The 19,193-nt window shown below is 67.1% G+C and carries 15 protein-coding genes; 7 read left to right on the forward strand and 8 right to left on the reverse strand.

What is annotated here, in order from left to right:
- The 4 genes from Q9R31_RS04190 to Q9R31_RS04205 all read right to left on the reverse strand — a co-directional run bounded on the left by Q9R31_RS04190 (position 1) and on the right by Q9R31_RS04205 (position 4,983).
- Positions 1-1,191 (reverse strand): fumarylacetoacetate hydrolase family protein, encoded by a 1,191-nt coding sequence (locus Q9R31_RS04190; RefSeq protein ID WP_311261466.1) that lies wholly within the window; start codon positions 1,189-1,191, stop codon positions 1-3.
- Between the two features lie 5 nt (positions 1,192-1,196).
- On the reverse strand, positions 1,197-2,726 hold the full coding sequence (locus tag Q9R31_RS04195) for an aldehyde dehydrogenase (NADP(+)) (protein WP_311261467.1): 1,530 nt from the start codon (positions 2,724-2,726) through the stop codon (positions 1,197-1,199).
- On the reverse strand, positions 2,723-4,072 hold the full coding sequence (locus Q9R31_RS04200; RefSeq protein ID WP_311261468.1) for an L-fuconate dehydratase: 1,350 nt from the start codon (positions 4,070-4,072) through the stop codon (positions 2,723-2,725). The genes Q9R31_RS04195 and Q9R31_RS04200 overlap by 4 nt, the downstream gene beginning before the upstream one ends.
- Positions 4,073-4,257: 185 nt before the next feature.
- Positions 4,258-4,983 carry a GntR family transcriptional regulator gene (locus Q9R31_RS04205; RefSeq protein WP_311261469.1) on the reverse strand — a complete coding sequence of 242 codons (726 nt, stop codon included), beginning with the start codon at positions 4,981-4,983 and terminating at the stop codon, positions 4,258-4,260.
- A 243-nt stretch (positions 4,984-5,226) separates the two neighbouring features.
- Here Q9R31_RS04205 and Q9R31_RS04210 point away from each other — a divergent pair, with 243 nt between their 5' ends.
- Positions 5,227-6,558: an MFS transporter gene (locus tag Q9R31_RS04210; protein WP_311261470.1), complete on the forward strand. Its 1,332-nt coding sequence runs from the start codon at positions 5,227-5,229 to the stop codon at positions 6,556-6,558.
- Positions 6,559-6,619: 61 nt separating this feature from the next.
- Here Q9R31_RS04210 and pta read toward each other — a convergent pair whose 3' ends face one another.
- Positions 6,620-8,707, reverse strand: a complete 2,088-nt coding sequence (gene pta, locus Q9R31_RS04215) for a phosphate acetyltransferase (RefSeq protein ID WP_311261471.1) — start codon at positions 8,705-8,707, stop codon at positions 6,620-6,622.
- Between the two features lie 284 nt (positions 8,708-8,991).
- Between pta and Q9R31_RS04220 the strand changes: the two genes are divergently transcribed.
- The 5 genes from Q9R31_RS04220 (at position 8,992) to Q9R31_RS04240 (ending at position 13,166) form a co-directional block, all read left to right on the forward strand.
- A complete protein-coding gene (locus tag Q9R31_RS04220; RefSeq protein WP_311261472.1) occupies positions 8,992-9,462 on the forward strand; it encodes a hotdog fold thioesterase in 471 nt (156 codons plus the stop codon).
- A 7-nt stretch (positions 9,463-9,469) separates the two neighbouring features.
- A complete protein-coding gene (gene paaK / locus Q9R31_RS04225) occupies positions 9,470-10,819 on the forward strand; it encodes a phenylacetate--CoA ligase PaaK (RefSeq protein ID WP_311261473.1) in 1,350 nt (449 codons plus the stop codon).
- A 47-nt stretch (positions 10,820-10,866) separates the two neighbouring features.
- The gene (locus Q9R31_RS04230) at positions 10,867-11,511 is read left to right on the forward strand and encodes a TetR/AcrR family transcriptional regulator (RefSeq protein ID WP_311261474.1); all 645 of its coding nucleotides are present in this window, start codon (positions 10,867-10,869) and stop codon (positions 11,509-11,511) included.
- Between the two features lie 187 nt (positions 11,512-11,698).
- Complete coding sequence (locus tag Q9R31_RS04235; protein WP_311261475.1) at positions 11,699-12,850, forward strand: trypsin-like peptidase domain-containing protein; 1,152 nt, start codon at positions 11,699-11,701, stop codon at positions 12,848-12,850.
- A 13-nt stretch (positions 12,851-12,863) separates the two neighbouring features.
- Positions 12,864-13,166 carry a hypothetical protein gene (locus tag Q9R31_RS04240; protein WP_311261476.1) on the forward strand — a complete coding sequence of 101 codons (303 nt, stop codon included), beginning with the start codon at positions 12,864-12,866 and terminating at the stop codon, positions 13,164-13,166.
- Between the two features lie 95 nt (positions 13,167-13,261).
- Here the strand turns inward: Q9R31_RS04240 and Q9R31_RS04245 are convergent, their stop codons facing one another.
- Positions 13,262-13,669 carry a VOC family protein gene (locus tag Q9R31_RS04245; protein ID WP_311261477.1) on the reverse strand — a complete coding sequence of 136 codons (408 nt, stop codon included), beginning with the start codon at positions 13,667-13,669 and terminating at the stop codon, positions 13,262-13,264.
- Positions 13,670-13,835: 166 nt separating this feature from the next.
- Complete coding sequence (paaZ, locus tag Q9R31_RS04250) at positions 13,836-15,947, reverse strand: phenylacetic acid degradation bifunctional protein PaaZ (RefSeq protein WP_311261478.1); 2,112 nt, start codon at positions 15,945-15,947, stop codon at positions 13,836-13,838.
- 143 nt (positions 15,948-16,090) lie between these two features.
- On the opposite strand from paaZ, the gene Q9R31_RS04255 reads away from it, so the two are divergent.
- Positions 16,091-16,534, forward strand: coding sequence for a PaaI family thioesterase (locus Q9R31_RS04255; protein WP_311261479.1), 444 nt, complete (start codon positions 16,091-16,093; stop codon positions 16,532-16,534).
- On the opposite strand, the gene Q9R31_RS04260 is transcribed toward Q9R31_RS04255, so the two are convergent.
- Entirely contained in the window at positions 16,535-19,147 is a 2,613-nt protein-coding gene (locus Q9R31_RS04260) for a S1 family peptidase (RefSeq protein ID WP_311261480.1), read from the reverse strand. It abuts the gene before it with no gap.
- Positions 19,148-19,193: the final 46 nt, after the last annotated feature.

Raw genomic sequence — 19,193 nt, forward strand, 5'->3', positions numbered from 1 at the left:
CTAAGCCTGCGCCCCCTGCCGCTGCGCGGCCAGGTACGCGAACAGCTGGCGAAGACCGAACGACCATTCCGGCAGCTCCTCGCACGCGCCCACCCGGTTCACCAGGGCACCAAGGTGCCGGCTGCGTATGGTCACCAAGTCGCCGTGCTTGTGGGTGAAGCCCTGCCCCGGCACGTCGCGGTCCTGCGTCGGGGCGAACAGTGTCCCCGTGAAGAGCGCGAACCCGTCAGGGTACTGGTGGTGCTTTCCATAGGTCGCGGCCACAAGCTCCTCGAAGGGCCTGCTGATCCGGGCAACGCTGTTCCGGCCCTCCAGCAGGTAGCCGTCCGGGCCTTCGACGCGCAGCAGGATCTCCTCGTCGCGCACGGTATCCAGGGTGAATGTCCCGTCGAACAGCCGGATCAACGGGCCCAGTGCGCTGGAGGCGTTGTTGTCCTTGGCCTTACCCAGCAGCAGCGCGCTCCTGCCTTCAACGTCACGCAGGTTCACGTCGTTGCCGAGAGTAGCACCCACCACCTTGCCGGCGGAGGTGGCGATCAGGACCAGCTCCGGCTCCGGGTTGTTCCAGGACGAAAAGTCCGGGATGCCGATCTCCGCGCCCAGGCCCACCGAGGAAAGAACCGGGGCCTTGGTGAAGACCTCCGGGTCCGGGCCGATGCCCACCTCCAGGTACTGAGACCACAGGCTTTCGGAGATCAGGACGCGTTTGGCTGCGGCCGCTTCCGGCGATCCCGGCCGCAGGGCAGAAATGCTTCCGCCCAGGGCGCTGCCCACCAGTTGCCGCACCTCAGCTGCGCGTCCCGCATCGCCCGCACAGCGCTCCTCGATGACGCGTTCGATCATGCTGTCCACAAACGTGACGCCGCAGGCCTTGATGACCTGGAGGTCCACGGGGGCCAGCAACCTGGTGCGGGTGCCGTCACCTTCCAGGGAAGCATTGACGACGTCGGCCGTCTCCCACCGCGGTTCCGCCAGGGTGGGATCCGCGATGGCTGAGCGGACGGCAGCTGCCGGATCCGGCAGCTCCAGGAGGTCCGCGACAGTTCCGGCCAGGCGGTGCAGGTCAAAGACGCTGCCCCCGCTGACGGCGACAACGCGCGGCCCGCCGCTCTCGACGTCCCAGACGCGCCCGATCAGCAGGGCCTGGTCCGCGTCCTCGGGCAGGATTGCCTGGACTTCTTCAGGGTTCATGGGGTTCACTGCTTGTCCTCCTGGGTAGTGGCGGCCCCGGCTGCGGCGCCGGACGGGCGCTGCCAGACGCCGTCGACCCTTTGCGGGATCTGCCAGGGATTGCTGTCCTGCAGGGGTTCGGGCAATCGCGTTGCGGGGAAAGACTGGTAGGCCACCGGCCGCAGGAACCGGCGGATCGCCGCCGTCCCCACCGACGTGGTGTTTGACGTGGTGGCCGGGTAGGGCCCGCCGTGGTGCTGGGCGTAGCTGACGGTGACACCGGTGGGCCAGCCGTTCCACAGGACCCTGCCGCTGATGTCCGCCAGCCTTGCAGCGAGCGCGGCGACGTCGTCGTCCGCTTCGGCCTGGAGGGTGGTGGTCAGCTGCCCTTCCAGCAGTCCGGCCAGGGCGGGCAACTCGGATTCGTCACCGTATTCGACCACGAGGCTGGCCGGGCCGAACATCTCCTGGCGGAGCAGGTCCGGGGTATTCCGGACATCCGCTGCGGTGGTGAGCAGGACGGTGGGGGCCGGTTCTTCGGCAAAGTTGCCTTCCACCAGGACGTCCACGCCGTCGCTGTCCCGGAGCCGGCTGACGGCATCGGCGTAACCGTCGTGGAGGCGGGGGCTGAGCAGCCGGGCGGGCGTGAAACCTGCCAGGGCCTGCTCCAGCTCGCGGCGAACCTCGTCAGCCTGCCCTGCGGGGACGAACAGCAGCCCGGGTTTGGTGCAGAACTGGCCCATTCCCAGGGTGAAGGAGGCAGCGTAGCCGGCGAGGATTTCCGCCCTCCGTGCTGCCCAGGCACTGCCCGTGACGAAGACGGCGTTGATGCCGCCCAACTCGCCGAAGAACGGGATGGGCTCCGGGCGGGCGGCGATACGGTTAAGCAGGGCGCGGCCGCCGGCGGTGGAGCCGGTGAAGCCGATGGCTTTGACCAGGGGGTGGTCCACGAGTGCCTCGGCGGCCCGCCGTCCGGTCACCATGGAGAACAGGCCCGACGGCGCTCCGGCGCCTTCCAGCGCGTCAATCACCGTTCGCGCGGTCCGGGCAGCGAGCCGCGCGTGCGCGTCGTGTGCCTTGTGGACCACGGCGCAGCCCGCAGCCAGGGCTGACGCGCTGTCCCCGCCCATCACGCTGAACGCAAAGGGGAAGTTGGAAGCACCGAAAACACCAACGACGCCGAGTGGAACGTTGCAGCGCCGAAGGTCAGGGCGCGGGCCCATGGGCCAGTCGGGGTCGGCGTGGTCGATGGTGGCGTCGAAGTGCTCGCCATCGCGGATTTCCGCTGCGAAGAGCCGCAGCTGGAAGACGGTGCGCTTCAATTCCCCTTCCAGCCGGGCGGCCCCGAGGTGGGTTTCCGCGACGGCGGTCTCCACCAGCGCCGTCGCGTCCTGCTCGAGCCCGGCGGCGATGGCTTCAAGCCAGGCCGCGCGCCGGTGCGGATCGGCCAGCCGGCCCTGTTCGAAGGCACGGTGGGCCGCTGCTACCGCAGCCTCGAGCTGCTCCGCGGTGGTGGGGCCGGCGAGGACGGCCGTTGCTTCCGTGGCCGCGTTCATCGGGCGGCTCCTGCTGCCGGTGCCAGGGAACCTCCGGTGACGGCGGCACGGTTGCCTACTTCCTGCCAGCCTTCGCCGTTGGGGAATTCCCAGCGGGCACGGGAGGCGGTGAGCATCTCGGCACCCGTGCCGGGCAGTGCCGGGGCGGCATAGCGGCCGTCGATGATCCGGACGGGTTCGGCGAAGTGCTCGTGCAGGTGGTCCACGAATTCGATCATGCGGTTTTCCTGGCTGCGGCCCACTACGGCGTAGTCGAAGAAGGAGAAGTGCTGGACCAGCTCGCACAGGCCCACTCCCCCGGCGTGCGGGCAGACGGGAACCCCGAACTTGGCTGCCAGCAGCAGGATGGCGATGTTCTCGTTGACGCCGGCCACGCGGGTGGAGTCGAGCTGCAGGACGTCGATGGCGCCGGCCTGGAGGAGCTGCTTGAAGACGATCCGGCTTGCGACGGCCTCTCCGGTGGCAACCCGCACCGGGCTGACGCCCCTGCGGATGTCGGCGTGGCCCAGGATGTCGTCCGTGCTGGTGGGCTCTTCGATCCAGTAGGGGTTGAACTCGGCCAGCTGGTTGACCCACTCAATGGCCTCGGAAACTTCCCAGCGCTGGTTGGCGTCGATCGCGATGGGCAGGGTCCCCACCGCTTCACGGGCAAGGGCCATGCGCCGGCGGTCGTCGTTGATGTCGCCGCCCACTTTGAGCTTGATCATGGAGAAGCCCTCTGCCGCCGCCTCCTTGCTCAGCCGGACCAGTTTTTCGTCGCTGTAGCCGAGCCAGCCCGGTGAGGTGGTGTAGGCGGGGAAGCCGTCGGCCTTGAGGGCGGCGATCCGTTCAGCCTTGCCGTCCTGGCCGGCGCGGAGGATCTCAAGGGCTTCCTCTGGGCTGAGGGCGTCGCGGATGTGGGTAAAGTCCACCACGCTGACCAGTTCCTCGGGCGTCATCTCAGCAAGGAGGAGCCAGAGCGGCTTGTTTTCGCGGCGGGCACGGATGTCCCACAGTGCACTGACCAGGGCGCCGCACGCCATCTGCGTCACGCCCTTCTCGGGCCCCAGCCAGCGGAGCTGGGAGTCGTGGACCAGGAGCCGGGAGGCGCCGCCAAGGTCGGAGATCAGCTCGTCGATGTCGCGGCCCACCAGCAGGCGTGCGTAGGCGTCGATCGCGGACGTCAGGATTTCATTGCCGCGGCCGCAGCTGAAGACGAAGCCGTGGCCTTCATCGCCCGCATCGGTGCGGATGACCACGTAGGCGGCGGAGTAGTCAGGGTCGACGTTGACCGCATCGGAACCGTCAAGTTCGAGGGATGTGGGGAAACGTACGTCCTGGGTCTTGATGGACGTGATGGAAGGCATGGATCTCAACTCTCGGTTTCAACTGGGGGAAGGGAAAGATTCGATTCCTATACGAATTTATAAAATCATATAGGACGAGTGATCCACGTCAAGCCTCACCCGCAACTTCCCGTTGCTACCAAGACGCAGGAAGCCCCGGCCTTTGCATGAACTGGTCAGCAGGGCCGGGGCTTCGCCTCCATGGGCTAGCCGGTGATAATCCGCCTTCGGGGCGGGCCGCTGTCCTCCAGCGGAGCGAGTTCACCCTCGAAGGCCTGGGCAAACCTGTCGAAGGAGTTGCGGATATGGGTCGTCATGGCTGCCTCGGCCCGCTCCGGATCGCAGGCCTCGATTGCCTCCCGCACGGCGGTGTGCTCAGCCACGGTGATGGCGCCGTCCACGTCGGCAGGGTAGAGCCTGAAGGTGTGCAGGTGGCAGTGGGTCTGGGCGAAGGCATGCCGGACCACCGGATTTCCAGAGGCGGCCAGGATGGCGTCATGAAAGCGGGTGTCGTGGGCCACCAGATCCTGCCTCAGGTCCTTGCTGCGCTTCATGACGCCCCGGAAGCCTGCCAGTTCTTTTTCCAGCGCTCCGGCCGGATTGGCAAGGCGGTCCACCGCCGCCGCCCGGGCCGCCCAGGGCTCCACGAGGAGCCTGAACTCGAACAGCGAGCGCAGTTCCGGCAGGTCCAGGAGCGGAGTGGTGCTGTAGCCGCGGCCGGGGTTGTACACCACCAGGTTGTCGCCCTCGAGCCGCTGGAGCACCTCACGGACGGGAGTCTGCGAGACCCCGAGGCTGCGGGCCACGGCGTCAATGTTGATGCGGGTGCCCGGGGCAATCTCGCCTTCCAGGATGGAGGCCCGCATGGCCGTGTAGACGTCGGGAACGGCTGCCTTGCCGCGCGGGACTTCGGATGGGTGACGTGGGGGCACGCGGTTACCTCTTGCACTGGGTTGGACTAGCACTGATTGCTCTGGAACTGCTGGGGGAATCATAAGCCACGAAAATGCCGGCACCTCCGCGGGAAGCTTTCCCAAAGCAACACTTGACCTGGATCACAACGTCTATATGATTAAGCAGATTCCTATACGATTTTGGCGCTGCGATCTTCCGCGTCTCCCCCTCCCGCCGGTGTCTATAGCACCCGAAGCCATGTATATGTCGAAGGAGACCGCATGACTACGCTCGGAAGTAAAACATCCATCACCAACCCCGCCCGGCAGCCCCGCATGATGACCCGCAAACGCTGGGTGATCATCTGGCTCGCCTTCATAGGCCTCAGCATCAACTACCTGGACCGTTCCAGCCTTAGCGTCGCCCTGCCGTTTATGGGCAAGGACTTTGAACTCAGCGCCACCCAGCAGGGGCTGATCTTTGCGGCCTTCTTCTGGGCCTACGACTTCTTCCAGCTCGCAGCGGGCTGGTACGTGGACAAAGTGGGTCCACGCCGCTCGTTCTCGCTGGCCGCCGTGTGGTGGTCCGTCTTCACCATGGTCACTGCCGCAGCCTCCAGTTTCTGGTCCCTTTTCGCGGCCCGTTTCCTCCTCGGCGTGGGCGAGAGCCCGGCGCCCAGCACGGCAGCCAAGGTGGTGGCCACGTGGTTCCCGGTCAGGGAACGCGCCTTTGCCACCAGCATCTGGGACTCCGGCTCGCGGGTCGGGGCGGTCATCGCCCTGCCGATCGTCACCCTGATCGTCGCCTTCACCTCCTGGCACGCGGTGTTCATCATCATCGGCGTCCTGGGCATCATCTGGGCCGCCGCCTGGTGGAAGTACTACCGCAGTCCGGAGGAGCACAGCGGCGCCAATGCCGCCGAAGTCCGCTACATTCAGGAGGGCGGCGCCCGCGGCGCGGCAAGTGATGACGAAGGCGCGGCCAAACTCCCCTGGCGTTCGCTCTTCAAGTACCGCACCATCCTGAGCATGATGTTCGGCTTCTTCTGCCTGAACAGCGCCATCTACTTCTTCATCACGTTCTTCCCCAGCTACCTGGTCAAGGAACGCGGCTTCGACCTGCTCAAGCTGGGCTTCTTCGGCGCCATCCCCGGCATCTGCGCCGTCCTGTTCGGCTGGCTCGGCGGCTACCTTGCCGACCGCGCCGTCCGTGCCGGCTCCCCGGTCAGCAAGGTCCGCAAGACCGCCATCGCCGGCGGCCTGGCGGGCGGCTCGGTCATCATGTTTGCCGCACTGGTTCCGGAAGCCTGGATGGCACTGGCACTGCTGTCCGTCGCATACTCCAGCCTCACCGTGGCAGCGTCCGGCATCTGGTCGCTGCCGGCAGACGTCGCCCCAAGTTCACGCCACGTCGGCTCCATCGGCGGACTGCAGAACTTCGCCTCCAACCTGGCAGGCATCTTCACGCCCATCCTGATCGGTGTGCTGGTGGACCAGACCGGTTCCTTCGTGGCGCCGCTGGCCGTCATCGGCGCGGTCTCGCTCATTGGTGCAGCCAACTACCTGTTCGTCATCGGCAAGATCGAGCCGCTGAAGGTCACGGCAGCCGCCTAGGCTCTCCCAACCACGCACAAACTTACGACGCCGGCACTCCCCAGGTGCCGGCGTCGTACTTTTAAAGCGTTGCCGGGACCGGCACCTGCGCCTGGATGGCCGTGATGGCCACCGTGTTCACGATGTCCTCCACGGTGCAGCCGCGCGAGAGATCGTTGACCGGCTTGCGCAGCCCCTGCAGGACGGGACCCACGGCCACGGCCCCCGAACTCTGCTGCACCGCCTTGTACGTGTTGTTGCCGGTGTTCAGGTCCGGGAAGATGAACACCGTGGCCTGCCCGGCCACTGACGAGCCCGGCATCTTGGACTCCGCGATGGAGGCGTCCACGGCGGCGTCGTACTGGATGGGGCCTTCGACGGCGAGGTCCGGGCGGCGCTGGCGGACCAGCTCGGTGGCCTGCCGCACCTGGTCCACGGCCTCGCCGGAACCCGAGCCGCCGGTGGAATAGGAGAGCATGGCCACCCGCGGCTCCACCCCGAACTGGGCGGCGGTCTCGGCCGAGGCCAGGGCAATATCCGCCAGCTGCTCCACGTTCGGGTCCGGATTCACGGCGCAGTCGCCGTAGACCAGCACCCGGTCCGGCATGAGCATCAGGAACACCGAGGACACGATCTTCACGCCCTCGCGGGTTTTCACGAACTCCAGTGCCGGCCGGATGGTGTGGGCGGTGGTGTGGGCCGCGCCGGACACCATGCCGTCCACCACGCCCAGCTGGACCATCATGGTGCCGAAGTAGCTTCCGTCCTGCATGATCTCCAGGGCCTTGGGCAGGTCCACGCCTTTGTGCGCCCGGAGTTCGGCATACTTTTCGGCGAACTTGAGCCGGAGATCGGAGGTGGCCGGGTCGATGAGGTTAATGCCGGACAAATCGATGCCGTTGGCGGCTGCCAGTTCCCGGATGTCGGATTCGGGTCCCAGCAACGTAAGGTCGCAGACATCGCGGCGGTGCAGGATTTCGGCCGCGCGCAGGATCCTGACATCCGTCCCCTCCGGCAGGACCACATGGCGCCGCTGCGCCCTTGCCCGCTCGATGAGGTCGTGCAGGAACCGGAGCGGGGTCATCCGCTCCGCCCTCGGCAGGTGCAGGCGCTCCACCAGCTCGGCCTCGTCCACGCGGCGGGACCAGAGCCCCAGGGCGGAGGCCACCTTGCGCCGGTGGCCGGACCAGATCTCGCTGCGGACCTCGGAGACCCGGCGGGCGGTCTGGTAGGTGTCATCTTCAGTGGCGAACACCGGGAACGGCGCCTGGGCCAGGAGCGGGTAGATGTTCGCGTCCGGGGCCAGGCCACCGGTGAGGATGAGGGCCGACGCCACCGGGAACTCGGGCGAGAAGGACGATGCCAGGCAGGCCACCATCACGTCCGCCCGGTCCCCCGGCACGATCACCAGGGCGCCCTCGTCCAGCACATTCAGGAAGTTGCCCACATTCATGGCGGCCACCTTGATGTCCCTGACGTCGCGCTCCATGTCCGGCGTCCCCGCGATCTGCCGCACGCCCAGTGCCGTGGCCACCTCACCGGTGGTGGGCCGTGCGATCTCCTCAAGCTCCGGCAGGATGTACACGGGGCGGCCGGAAGCACCCGGCTTCAGGGCAGCGGCAATGGCGTCCAGGTCATCGGCGTCCGCCCGGTTGACCATAATGGCCAGCAGTGCGCACCTTTCGGCGGCAAGTTCCTTGCGCGCAACCTCGACGGCGGCAGCGGTCTCAGGCACGGTCCGCCCCTTGGCGCCCACAACGGCCACCACGGGCGTGGCGAGGTTGTTGGCCAGCCGGGCGTTGAGGTCGAACTCGACGGCGGAGTCCTGGCCCACCAGGTCGGTGCCTTCGACGATCACCACGTCGCAGAGGCGGGCAATGTCCGCGAAGATCTCCACGCACCTGGCGTCGATCTCCGCCCGGTTTCCCTCCGCGAGCAGCGCGCGGACCTCGTCATAGGTCAGGCCGCCGCGGCACCGGTCATCGTCCAAGGCGAACCGGGACTTCATCAGCGCGACCATGGGGTCATGGGCTGCCGAGGGCCCGTGGACCACCGGCTTGAAGAAGCCGATCCTGTCCGCGTGCCGGTGCAGCGTATCGGCCAGACCGAGGGCGATCAGGGACTTGCCCGATCCCGGGGTGGTTGCGCTGACGTAGATGCCTTTTGCCATGGTCCGCCTTTTGCTGTTCTTGCTGGTGCCGGTCCTCCCATCCTTGCACCCCGCACGCCCTAAAGGGCAAAGGTGCGTGCCGCCGTCGAGCGTTCCAGCCCAGTTGCTTTTCCCTGCATCGTGCGGCGCGCCGCGGACGACGGCGTGTCCCCGGCGTGGGTGCCTGGGGTCCGCCAAGTAAGCGGGCAGGAACGCACGCGCCAGAGCTGCATGCCCTTGACACCGGACCCCCCAATGGGATTACCTAATGAACATTCGGTAAATAAAGCTGGAGGCAATGACGCATGGCTGAAGCAACACTTTCCGGGGCCACCCACCCCATCCTGGAAAACGACTACGCCTCCGAATGGATGGGAATCGAGGTCCTCGCCCTCAGCGACGGCCATGCCACCATCCGGATGACCCTCCGGCAGGAGATGCTCAACGGTTTCGGGATGGCCCACGGCGGAATGATCTTCGCGTTCGGGGACACCGCCTTCGCCCTCGCGTGCAACCCCATCCACCCTGCACCCGGCGAGGAAGGCACCATCACCGTAGCCTCCGGCGTCGACATCAACTTCCTCAAGCCCGCCTTCCGCGGCCAGGTGTTGACCGCCGTCGCGGACCGCCGCTCCAGTGCCGGGCGCAGCGGCCTGTACGACATCCGGATCTTTGCCGCCGACGCCGCCGCACCGGCCTCCAAGACCGAACCCAGTTCCCCGGGCGAGCTCATCGCCGAGTTCCGCGGACGCAGCCGCACCATTCCCAAGAAGTAGGAAAACCATGACCCTGCATGCCCCCGAAACCGCACCCACCGGCACCGACGCCGTCCTGGACCGCGAGGAAACCATCTCCCGGGATGAGCTCGAAGCCCTCCAGCTCAGCCGCCTGCAGCACACCGTCGCGTACGCGTACGAGCGCGTGCCGCTGTACAAGCGCAAGTTCGACGACGCCGGCATCCACCCCAACGACCTGCGCGAACTCAGCGACCTGGGCAACTTCCCCTTCACCACCAAGGACGACCTGCGCGAGGAATACCCGTTCGGCATGTTCGCGGTCCCGCAGCACGAAGTAGCCCGCGTGCACGCCAGCTCGGGCACCACGGGCCGGCCCACCGTCGTCGGCTACACCAAGCAGGACCTGGCGGACTGGGCCAAGCTGGTGGCCCGCAGCCTGCGCGCCTCCGGCGTCCGCCCAGGCATGAAGGTCCACAACGCCTACGGCTACGGCCTGTTCACCGGCGGCCTGGGCGCCCATGCCGGCGCTGAAGCCCTGGGCTGCACCGTGATCCCCATCTCCGGCGGCCAGACCGAACGGCAGATCCAGCTGATCCAGGACTTCAAGCCGGACGCCATCCTGGCCACCCCCACGTACCTGCTGACCATCGCCGACGCCATGGCGCACATGGGCGTCGACCCCGCATCCACCTCCTTGAAGTACGCGGTGCTCGGCGCCGAACCGTGGACCGAGGAGATGCGGCACGAGCTCGAAGTCACCATGAACATCAAGGCGTGCGACATCTACGGCCTCTCCGAAGTGATGGGCCCGGGCGTCGCCGGCGAAGCGGTGGAGACCCAGGACGGCAGCCACATCTGGGAGGACCACTTCCGCCCCGAGATCATCGACGCGTTCAACCCCGCGGTGGGCAAGGAAAACGTCCTGCAGGACGGCGAGCACGGCGAACTCGTGTTCACGTCGCTCACCAAGGAAGCCCTCCCCATCATCCGCTACCGCACCAAGGACCTCACCCGCCTGCTCCCCGGCACGGCCCGCCCCTCGCACCGCCGCATGGGACGCATCACCGGCCGCAGCGATGACATGATCATCCTCCGCGGCGTGAACGTCTTTCCGTCCCAGATCGAGGAAATCGCGCTGCGGATCCCCGAGCTCAGCCCGCACTTCCAGCTCGAGCTGACCCGCCCCGAGGGCCAGCGGATGGACCAGATGACAGTCAAGATCGAGCGCCGGGACGCGGTGAGCGTTGCGCAGGGCACGACGGCGGCACGCACCTTGAAGGAGCAGATCAAGATCCACGTGGGTTCTTCATGCCAGGTGGACGTGGTTGAGCCCGGCTCGCTGGAGAGGTCCAACGGCAAGCTCCGCCGGATTTACGACCTGCGCCCGAAGGGGTAGTTCAGCCCTGCGCCGGCCGACCGACCGTTCATGAGAAACTAGCCACTATGCCCAGCAGCACTGAGACCACCACCGCCGCTAATGGCACAGCGAAGCGCGGCCGCCCCGGCTACGACCAGCAGTCCGTGCTGCGCATCGCCGTCGACGTCTTCAACCGCCACGGCTACGACGCGACGTCCATGGGGATCCTGGCGGACAACCTGGGCATCTCAAAGTCGGCGATTTACCACCACGTACCGTCCAAGGGCGATCTCCTCAAGCTCGCCCTGGACCACGCGCTGGGCGGCCTCGAGGCCATCCTGGAACGGCCCGAGGCTACTTCCGGAGCGGCCGATGCACGGCTGGAGTTCGTGCTGCGGCAGACGGTGGCCGTGCTCGTTGACCGCCTTCCCTTTGTCACACTGCTCCTGCGCCTCCGCGGCAACACCGAGATCGAGCGGGACGCGCTGGAACGGCGGCGGGCCTTCGACCACAAGGTGGCGGCCCTGATTTCCGCTGCCCGCGACGAAGGCTCGCTCCGCCAGGACATCGACCCCCGGACCGTCTCCCGGCTCCTGTTCGGCATGATTAACTCCATTGTCGAGTGGTACAAGCCGGGCGGCTCCCTGTCGCCGCAGCGGCTCGCCGACGACGTCATCACGATGGCGTTCGACGGCCTCCACTCCCAGCCCCAGCCTCCCGCAACTGAGTAGCGCTAAGTATGGTTTTGAGGCCCCATAACGACACTTAGCGCTAGTTAGTTGGGCTGGCAGCCTCCCTCCTCGGCGCCCCATCTGATATGCCACGGGAATCCCAACCCGGGGAATAATAAGTGTGCTTGGTATTTTCCCCGCTCCCCGGCTACGGTGGTAGAAAACCAGCATCCGCAGGGAGGTACCGATGAACCGAGCCAGCGATCCGCAGCGTTCACGCCGCCTGCGGACAGTTGTCGGCGGCAGCGCCCTCGCCGCCGCGCTGGCCCTCAGCGGCTGCACAGGGACGCCGAATCCCCCGGCCCCCAGCGGCACCTCCTCAAGCCAGGCGCCGTCGTCGGACTCCGCCAACTCCGCCCTGGCGTCCTCCACCGCTGCGCCCTCCACTGCCAAGTCCGCCGCGCCGGCGGACGGCGGCTCCGGGGCAGCGGCCGGCAACCTGCCGCAGCTCGTGGAGAACCTGTCGCCCTCCGTCGTTACGATCTTCACGGAAGGCGGCCTGGGCAGCGGCGTGGTGTACTCGGCCGACGGGCTGATCCTGACCAACGAGCATGTGATCCGCGGCGCCACCACCGTTGAGGTGGGGTTCGCCGACGGGCAGCGGGTGGAAGGCACGGTGAAGGCCAGCGACGCCGTGACGGACCTTGCGCTGGTGCAGGCCAAGCGCACCGGTCTGCCGAAGCCCACCTACCAAAGCGACCTGCCCAAGGTCGGCGAAGGTGCCCTGGTCCTGGGCTCCCCCCTTGGCTTTGAAAACACGGCCACCGCCGGCATCATCTCCGGACTCCACCGCTCCATCCCCGGTTCCGCGTCGAACAGCCTCTCGCTGGTGGACCTCATCCAGACGGACGCGCCCATCAGCCCCGGCAACTCCGGCGGCGCCGTGATCAATATGCGCGGCGAGGTCATCGGGATCAGCGAGGCCTACATCCCGCCGTCAGCCGGGGCCGTATCACTTGGCTTCGCGATTCCGGCTGCCACCGCCGTGGACGTCGCCGAGGAACTGCTGGCCAACGGCACCGCTAAACACGCGTATCTGGGCCTGACACCGGGCGAACTGACGGCGCAGATCGCCGACCAGTTGGGAATCCAGGAAGGCGCCGGCGTCGTGGTCCTCGCCGCCGACCGTGACGGCCCTGCCGGGCGCGCGGGGATCCGCCCGGGCGACGTCCTGCAGTCGATGGAGGGAGTGGAACTCGCCACCCCGGAGAAGCTCCTGGCGGAACTGCGCAAGCGCAACCCCGGCGACACCGTGGGCTTCAAGGTCAAGCGCGGCGATCAGAGTTTGGATATCAAGGTGGACCTTACCGACCGGCCCGCCAGCACAACCACCCGATAGGAAGGAAAAGCACATGAGCCACAAGGAAGAGCCCGAGGCAGGATTCATCATCCCGGACCCCTCAAAAATCCGCGAGGACGTTCCCGGCGACGCCGGCGACGAGGCCAACGTGATCCGCTTCAGCGAGGAGCAGGCCCTCATTGAGGAACAGTCGCACGGCATCCGCCCTGACACCTACAGCGTTCCCTCCGGCGGCCCCACGATGGATGAGGCCCGCGGCAACATGGACCTGTCCGACCGCAGCGAAGGCGGCCGGGGCACGGGTCCCGAGGATGACAGCAGCGACGACGGCCTGCACGGCGGCGCCGAAAGCTGACGCCGCCGCTGGAAACAAGCAGGAGGGGTGCCCCGGTCCTGCCGGGGCACCCCTCCTGCTTTCTTTTGCGCCTGCCTGCGTTGCGGCGGCCCTGCCTAAACCTGGTACTCGGGCTGGCCGCCGAGGTTCTGGTGGACGCACAGGATGTTGTGCTCCGTGTCCATGAACCAGGCGCACTTCTCCGACTCCGTGGTGCAGATGTGGTTCTCCGTCCGCAGCGTGGGCAGGTCGTAGTCCTGGAACATCACGCCCCTGGCTTCCATGTCCCGCACCGTCGCCTCGATGTCCGAAACCTCAAAGCTCAGTGCCGTGTGCTCGGAGTGCTTGCCGTCGGCCACCGGCATCAGCTGCAGCATGGGGCCGCCGTCAGAGCCGAGCAATTCGCTGCCATCGTCCGCCTTGCCGCGGTGCGGGAGTCCGAGCTTTTCGGTATAGAAACTGCGGGCGCGGGCTGCATCATCCACCGGCAGGATGGTTGTGGCTGTGTTCAATTTAAGGGTCATGTGGCCACCTCCTACGGGATGAATCTTACGCCCGGGCCGCCGGAAAAGACCCTCCCTCAACGCCCGCTCACCTCCCGCATCCAAAACCAGAACGCCCGCTCACTTCCGAAAGGAAAGTGAGCGGGCGTTGATCAAAAAGGCGCCAGAAGTGAGCGGGCGTTGGAGGTTACTTTTCGACCAGCGTGAGGACGTCGTAGGTGGCCACGATCTCGTCGTTCTGGTTGGTCAGCACGGCGTCCCACGCCACCTCGCCGTACTCGTCCGTTTCGCGCGGGGTGATCTTCTTGGCGGTGAGGGTCACGCGGATGGAGTCGCCCGCGGCCACCGGCGTAATGAAACGCAGGTTTTCCAGGCCGTAGTTGGCCAGGACCGGGCCGGGCGCGGGCTCGACGAACAGTCCGGCACCCCAGGCCAGCAGGAGGTAGCCGTGGGCCACGATGCCGGGGAAGAACGGGTTGGCTTCCGCGGCTTCATGGTTGGTGTGGGCGTAGAACGTATCGCCGGTGGAGTTGGCGAAAGCCGTGATGTCCTCCAAGGTAACCTGGCGCAGGTCGGAACGGACGGCATCGCCGATCCGCAACGTTGCCAGTGACTTCCGGAACGGGTGCGTCCTTTCCGTTTCAATTGTGAAGTTGCGGTCCGCTCCGGTGTGCCAGATGCCGGTGACGGCGGTCAGCATATTGGGCGAGCCCTGGATGGCGGTGCGCTGCATGTGGTGCATCACCGACCGGATGCCGCCCAGTTCCTCGCCGCCGCCTGCACGGCCGGGACCGCCGTGGACCAGGTGCGGGACAGGCGAACCGTGGCCCGTTGACGAACGGGCGTCCTCGCGGTTGAGCATCAGGACGCGGCCGTGGTGGGCGGCGATCCCGGTGACCAGTTCACGCGCCACGCCAGGGTCGTTGGTGCACACGGAGGCGACCAGGGAGCCGCTGCCGCGGGCGGCGAGGCGGACGGCGTCGGGAATGTCCTTGTAGCCAATCACTGACGAAACCGGGCCGAATGCCTCCAGCGAGTGCACTTCCTCCGCCTCGGGGTTGTTCCAGTTCAGCAGGACGGGCGCCATGAAGGCCCCGCCGTCCACCATCCCGGTGGTCCCGTCGGCAGAGGTGACCGACGGCGAATCGAGGGTTCCGTACGCAAGCTCACCACCGGCGTCGAGCATGGACTGCACAGCGGCGCGCACATCGTTCAGCTGCTCCACGGAGGCGAGCGCGCCCATGGTGACGCCCTCGGCGCGGGGGTCGCCGAGGACAACGCGTTCGGTGATGCGCTTGCCGATGGCAGCGGAGACAGCGGGAACCAGCTCCTGGGGCACGATGGCACGGCGGATGGCGGTGCACTTCTGCCCGGCCTTGGCCGTCATTTCGGTGACCACGGACTTGACGAAGGCGTCGAACTCGGGTGTGCCCTCCACTGCGTCGGGGCCGAGGATGGCGGCGTTGAGCGAGTCGGTTTCGGAGGTGAAGCGGACGCCGCCTTGGACGACGTTCGGGTGGGACTTCAAGGACAGGGCTGTGGAGGCGGAGCCGGTGAAGGCCACCAGGTCGCGGTAGTCCAGGACGTCCAGGAGCCCGCGGACCGAGCCGGAGATCAGCTGCAGCGAGCCCTTGGGCAGGATGTTGGATTCGACAATGGCCTTGACCACGGCGGCGGCCACGTAGCCGGTGGGGGTGGCCGGCTTGACGATGGTGGGCACGCCGGCGATGAAGGCGGGCGCGAACTTCTCCAGCATGCCCCAGACCGGGAAGTTGAAGGCGTTGATCTGGACGGCCACGCCCGGGATTCGGGTGTAGATGTGCTCGCCGGCGAAGGAGCCGTCCTTGGACAGGACCTCCATGGGACCGTCCACCACTACCTGGGAGTTGGGCAGCTCGCGCCGGCCTTTGGAGCCGAAGGTGAAGAGGACGCCGATGCCGCCGTCGATGTCGATCATGGAATCGATCTTGGTGGCACCGGTCTGGGCTGAGAAGGTGTAGAAATGGTCACGCCGGGCGTTCAGGTACTGCGCCAGTTCCTTGAGCTTGAGGGCCCGCTGGTGGAAGGTCAGCTTGCCCAGTTCAGCCTGGCCGGTGGTGCGTCCGTAGTCCACGACGTCGACGAGGTCCAGCCCTTCCGTGCTCACCTTGGCCAGGATCTCCCCCGTGCTGGCATCACGGACCGGGACTGCGGAAGCCGACGAGCCGGCGTCGGGCGTCCACCATGCGTCCATGATGAAGCTGGGTACTGTCTCCACGGTGTCGACCGTGGCCTGGGGAGCTGTGGCTGTGGTGGTCATCGTTGACGGTCCTTCCAACAAGGGGGCAGGCAAACAGGACAGTCATTACTGACCGTCCGTTCGGTAATATATTCACCATACATGACGTGCCGTGCTGCAGACTAGAAGGCCGGGACTGAAATGGCCACCCCAAAGGAGAACAAATGAGCGCCCCCTCACCGAAGGATGCCGCGGAGAACCAGCCGTCAGAGCACGAACTGTGGAAGATCCACCTCGGCGAGCTCGACGAGAAGATGGGTGTGAAGATCCTCGAGGAATCGGTGGAGCGGGTGGTGGCCACCATGCCCGTGGAGGGAAACAGGCAGTCCTTTGGGCTTCTGCACGGCGGCGCGTCCCTTGCCGTGGGTGAGGCCGTGGGGTCCTGGGCGGCGGTGATCCACGCGAGCACCATGGGTAAGACGGCGGTGGGCGTGGACGTCTCGGCCACCCACCACCGCTCCGCGCGCGAGGGGCACGTCACCATCACCGCCACGCCGATCCATCTGGGTGGCACACTCACTACGCACGAGGTGCTGATCACCAACGAGTCGGGCCAGAGGCTCTGCACCCTCCGCATCACCAACCTGCTGATGAAGCGCCACAAATAACTACCGGGCGGAACGGCGCTTCCGCCTGACCAGCACCGTCAGCAGGATCCCGACGGCGAGTGCGGCCGCTGCTGCCCCTGCCGCGAAGCTCAGTCCACCGGCCCCGGTGGCGGCGAGAGTGCCGGCCGTGATGTTCCCGGCGGGAAGGACGGACGGCGCGGCGTCGATGATGAACGCGAGCTGCGCCGGGGCGGAAGGCACACCGTCCACCGACTGCGTCACTGACACAGTGTGGGCGCCTGTTGCCAGCCCGGCGGGGAACGAAACCTGCCAGGTTCCGCCGGCCACCAGGACCAACGGTGCAATGTGTGTCCCTGCAGCGCGGGCTCCCGTTGTGCCGCCTACCGCCGTGCCGGAGACCGGCTTCCCATCGAGCGAAACGGTCACGTCCGCGCCGTTCATTCCGGTTCCAGCGATGGTTGCCGGCAGCCCGTCCTGGGTGACGTGTTGCCCGTCGGCGAGGCTGGTGACGGCGGGAGGAGGCGGCGTGACAGAGAAGGTCACGGCCGTGGCGGGGCTGTCCGGAAGATCGGGGTAGGACTGCACTGCCGTGATGTTCACCTTGCCGGAGGGGGCCGGGGCCTGCAGTGAAACCGACCAGCGGCCGTCCGTCCCGACCAGTGCCGAGCCTGCGACGTCGCCGGACAGGGTGACGGTGGCGCCGGGCGTTCCCGTCCCTTCGAGACTTTTCAGCGCAGGCAGGGGCTCATTGGCCGGTGTGGTGATGGCCGGTGCAGGAAGGAACGAGGGCGTAATGACGATGCTCAGTGGCACCGCCTCAGAGCGGCTGAACCCGTTCACGGATTCGGCCGTAAAGGTGAACGGGCCCGGTGCTTCCGGCGCTGTGAAGGACCAGTTGCCGGCGGCATCCACGGGCACGTCGAACGGCTGCCGGCCGGAATAGCTGATACGGACCTGGGAACCGGCGGCCACGGCGGAGGCAGGGGCGGCAGGAACCCGGCCCGTGACGTTGGTCCCTGCCTTGAACGTCCTGTCAGCGGGAGCCACGAGTTCGGGCTTGTTCAGGAAGAGTTCCAGCTGGTAGCCGGGAAGCACCTTGAGGGAGTCCTCCAGGGTGGCCGCGACGGCAATGTTTTGGGCCCCGTCCGAGTCGCCGGCGGAATGGGTACCTACCGCGAAGTTTCCGCTGATCCAGGGGCCGCCCGAGTCGCCGCCTGCGGACTGGACGTCGTAGGAGAGGAACCCGTTGAACGCGCGGATGTCATTGTGCCTGGGATCGGCGGGGTTATCGACGTAGGTGGGGCCGCCCACCAGGAAGATGCCGACCGCACTGATGTGGCCGCAGGACCACCCCGTCCTCCATCCGGAGCGGCAGACGGGCATGCCGATTACCGGGGACGCGGTTCCGATGATCTTGACGTCCGGGCCTGCCTCCGACGGGTCCCCGTGAGTGCTGGTGGCCGGCAACGGATCGAGGTCCTGCCGGATCGATCCAATGACGGCAACGTCAGTTCCCACATTGCCCGGGTCGGTGACCGCGGTGTAGTCGGCGCCCGTGGGGGTTTCCGGGTCAAGCACCGGGGAGTTTCCAGGACCGCCAAACTGGCTGAACTGGAAGCTGCCCAGACGGCCCGCAGGCGCTCCCCCGAGCAGCAGGTCAACTGTTTTTGCAGTACCGTCTTCTGCGCAGTGCCCGGCGGTCAGGACAGCGGGAAGTCCGGCCGGATCGAAGGCAGAGAAGCCTGTCGAACAGGTAAACCCGGTGGCGGACCGGTACCCAACCCCGCCGGGGACGTCCGCTTCCGGCTTGAGGGGGGCAGCACCATCGAGCACCACGTTGGCGTACCTTGAGACGAACTCCGATGGAGAAATTTTTCCGGGGTTTGCGGCAGCGCCGGTTTGGTTTGCGGCGGCCGCGGCGGCCTCGGCGTCAACGCCGTCAGGGGCTGACTGGGCCGCGGCGACTCCGCCTGTGCGGATCACGAATTTCCCTGCCTCGGAGACCACAGCCTGAAGGCCTGCCGTTCCGACGTCCCGCAGATAAGCCTGGAAGAGCTGATCGGCGCTGACTGCGATCCGGCGCCCCTGGCCCGGCCCGGCCGCTGCTGCATCGTGGGCCTGGGGCATGTCGGACGGGGTCTGCGCTGGTGGCGCCGGCGTTTCCGGCGTCGCGGGCGTGGCGGGCGCAACGAGCACGAAGGTCGCCCCACCGGGCATGTTCAGCTCGTCCAGCCGTGCCTGCAGGGCAGGGCCGCTACCCTGCACCTGGATCTTTCCGTTTCCAACGCTGATGCCCGCATATCCCGGAAGCACCTGCAGGGAGCCCAAGGCTTGCGCCGCTTGCCGCCCCAGTTCGCCTGCCGCGTTGAATTCCGCCGGGGTCATGCCCAGGTCACGCAGCACGGCTTCCGGGAGTGCTCCACCCGAGGGGGCCGGCGAAGGAGAAGTATCTGTCAAAGCGCCGGCCTCGGGGCTTCCGGCCCTGCCGTCGGGCGGTGGGGCAACTGCGGGGCTGCCCGCCGTCGCGTCCCCGGGGGTGGGGCTCCCGGCGAAGGCCGCTGTGGGCCCCGTGCCAACGCCCATTGCGAGAACGATGCCAGCCATCACTCCCGAGGCAAGAATCCTGTTCCCTGGTGCTGCCGTTCCGCTCATAGTCGTCTCTCTGCCGATCAACGTAACGGAGGCATCATTTCCCTCA

The organism is Pseudarthrobacter sp. BRE9 (assembly GCF_031844305.1).
GTDB lineage: Bacteria > Actinomycetota > Actinomycetes > Actinomycetales > Micrococcaceae > Arthrobacter.

Excerpts from the sequence above, each read along its gene's own strand:
- Q9R31_RS04230 (WP_311261474.1), top strand. The coding sequence starts at position 10,867 with ATGCCCAGCAGCACTGAGACCACCACCGCCGCTAATGGCACAGCGAAG.
- Q9R31_RS04260 (WP_311261480.1), bottom strand. The coding sequence starts at position 19,147 with ATGAGCGGAACGGCAGCACCAGGGAACAGGATTCTTGCCTCGGGAGTG.
- paaK (WP_311261473.1), top strand. The coding sequence starts at position 9,470 with ATGACCCTGCATGCCCCCGAAACCGCACCCACCGGCACCGACGCCGTC.
- Q9R31_RS04210 (WP_311261470.1), top strand. The coding sequence starts at position 5,227 with ATGACTACGCTCGGAAGTAAAACATCCATCACCAACCCCGCCCGGCAG.
- Q9R31_RS04245 (WP_311261477.1), bottom strand. The coding sequence starts at position 13,669 with ATGACCCTTAAATTGAACACAGCCACAACCATCCTGCCGGTGGATGAT.
- Q9R31_RS04190 (WP_311261466.1), bottom strand. The coding sequence starts at position 1,191 with ATGAACCCTGAAGAAGTCCAGGCAATCCTGCCCGAGGACGCGGACCAG.
- pta (WP_311261471.1), bottom strand. The coding sequence starts at position 8,707 with ATGGCAAAAGGCATCTACGTCAGCGCAACCACCCCGGGATCGGGCAAG.
- paaZ (WP_311261478.1), bottom strand. The coding sequence starts at position 15,947 with ATGACCACCACAGCCACAGCTCCCCAGGCCACGGTCGACACCGTGGAG.
- Q9R31_RS04235 (WP_311261475.1), top strand. The coding sequence starts at position 11,699 with ATGAACCGAGCCAGCGATCCGCAGCGTTCACGCCGCCTGCGGACAGTT.
- Q9R31_RS04220 (WP_311261472.1), top strand. The coding sequence starts at position 8,992 with ATGGCTGAAGCAACACTTTCCGGGGCCACCCACCCCATCCTGGAAAAC.
- Q9R31_RS04200 (WP_311261468.1), bottom strand. The coding sequence starts at position 4,072 with ATGCCTTCCATCACGTCCATCAAGACCCAGGACGTACGTTTCCCCACA.
- Q9R31_RS04195 (WP_311261467.1), bottom strand. The coding sequence starts at position 2,726 with ATGAACGCGGCCACGGAAGCAACGGCCGTCCTCGCCGGCCCCACCACC.
- Q9R31_RS04255 (WP_311261479.1), top strand. The coding sequence starts at position 16,091 with ATGAGCGCCCCCTCACCGAAGGATGCCGCGGAGAACCAGCCGTCAGAG.
- Q9R31_RS04240 (WP_311261476.1), top strand. The coding sequence starts at position 12,864 with ATGAGCCACAAGGAAGAGCCCGAGGCAGGATTCATCATCCCGGACCCC.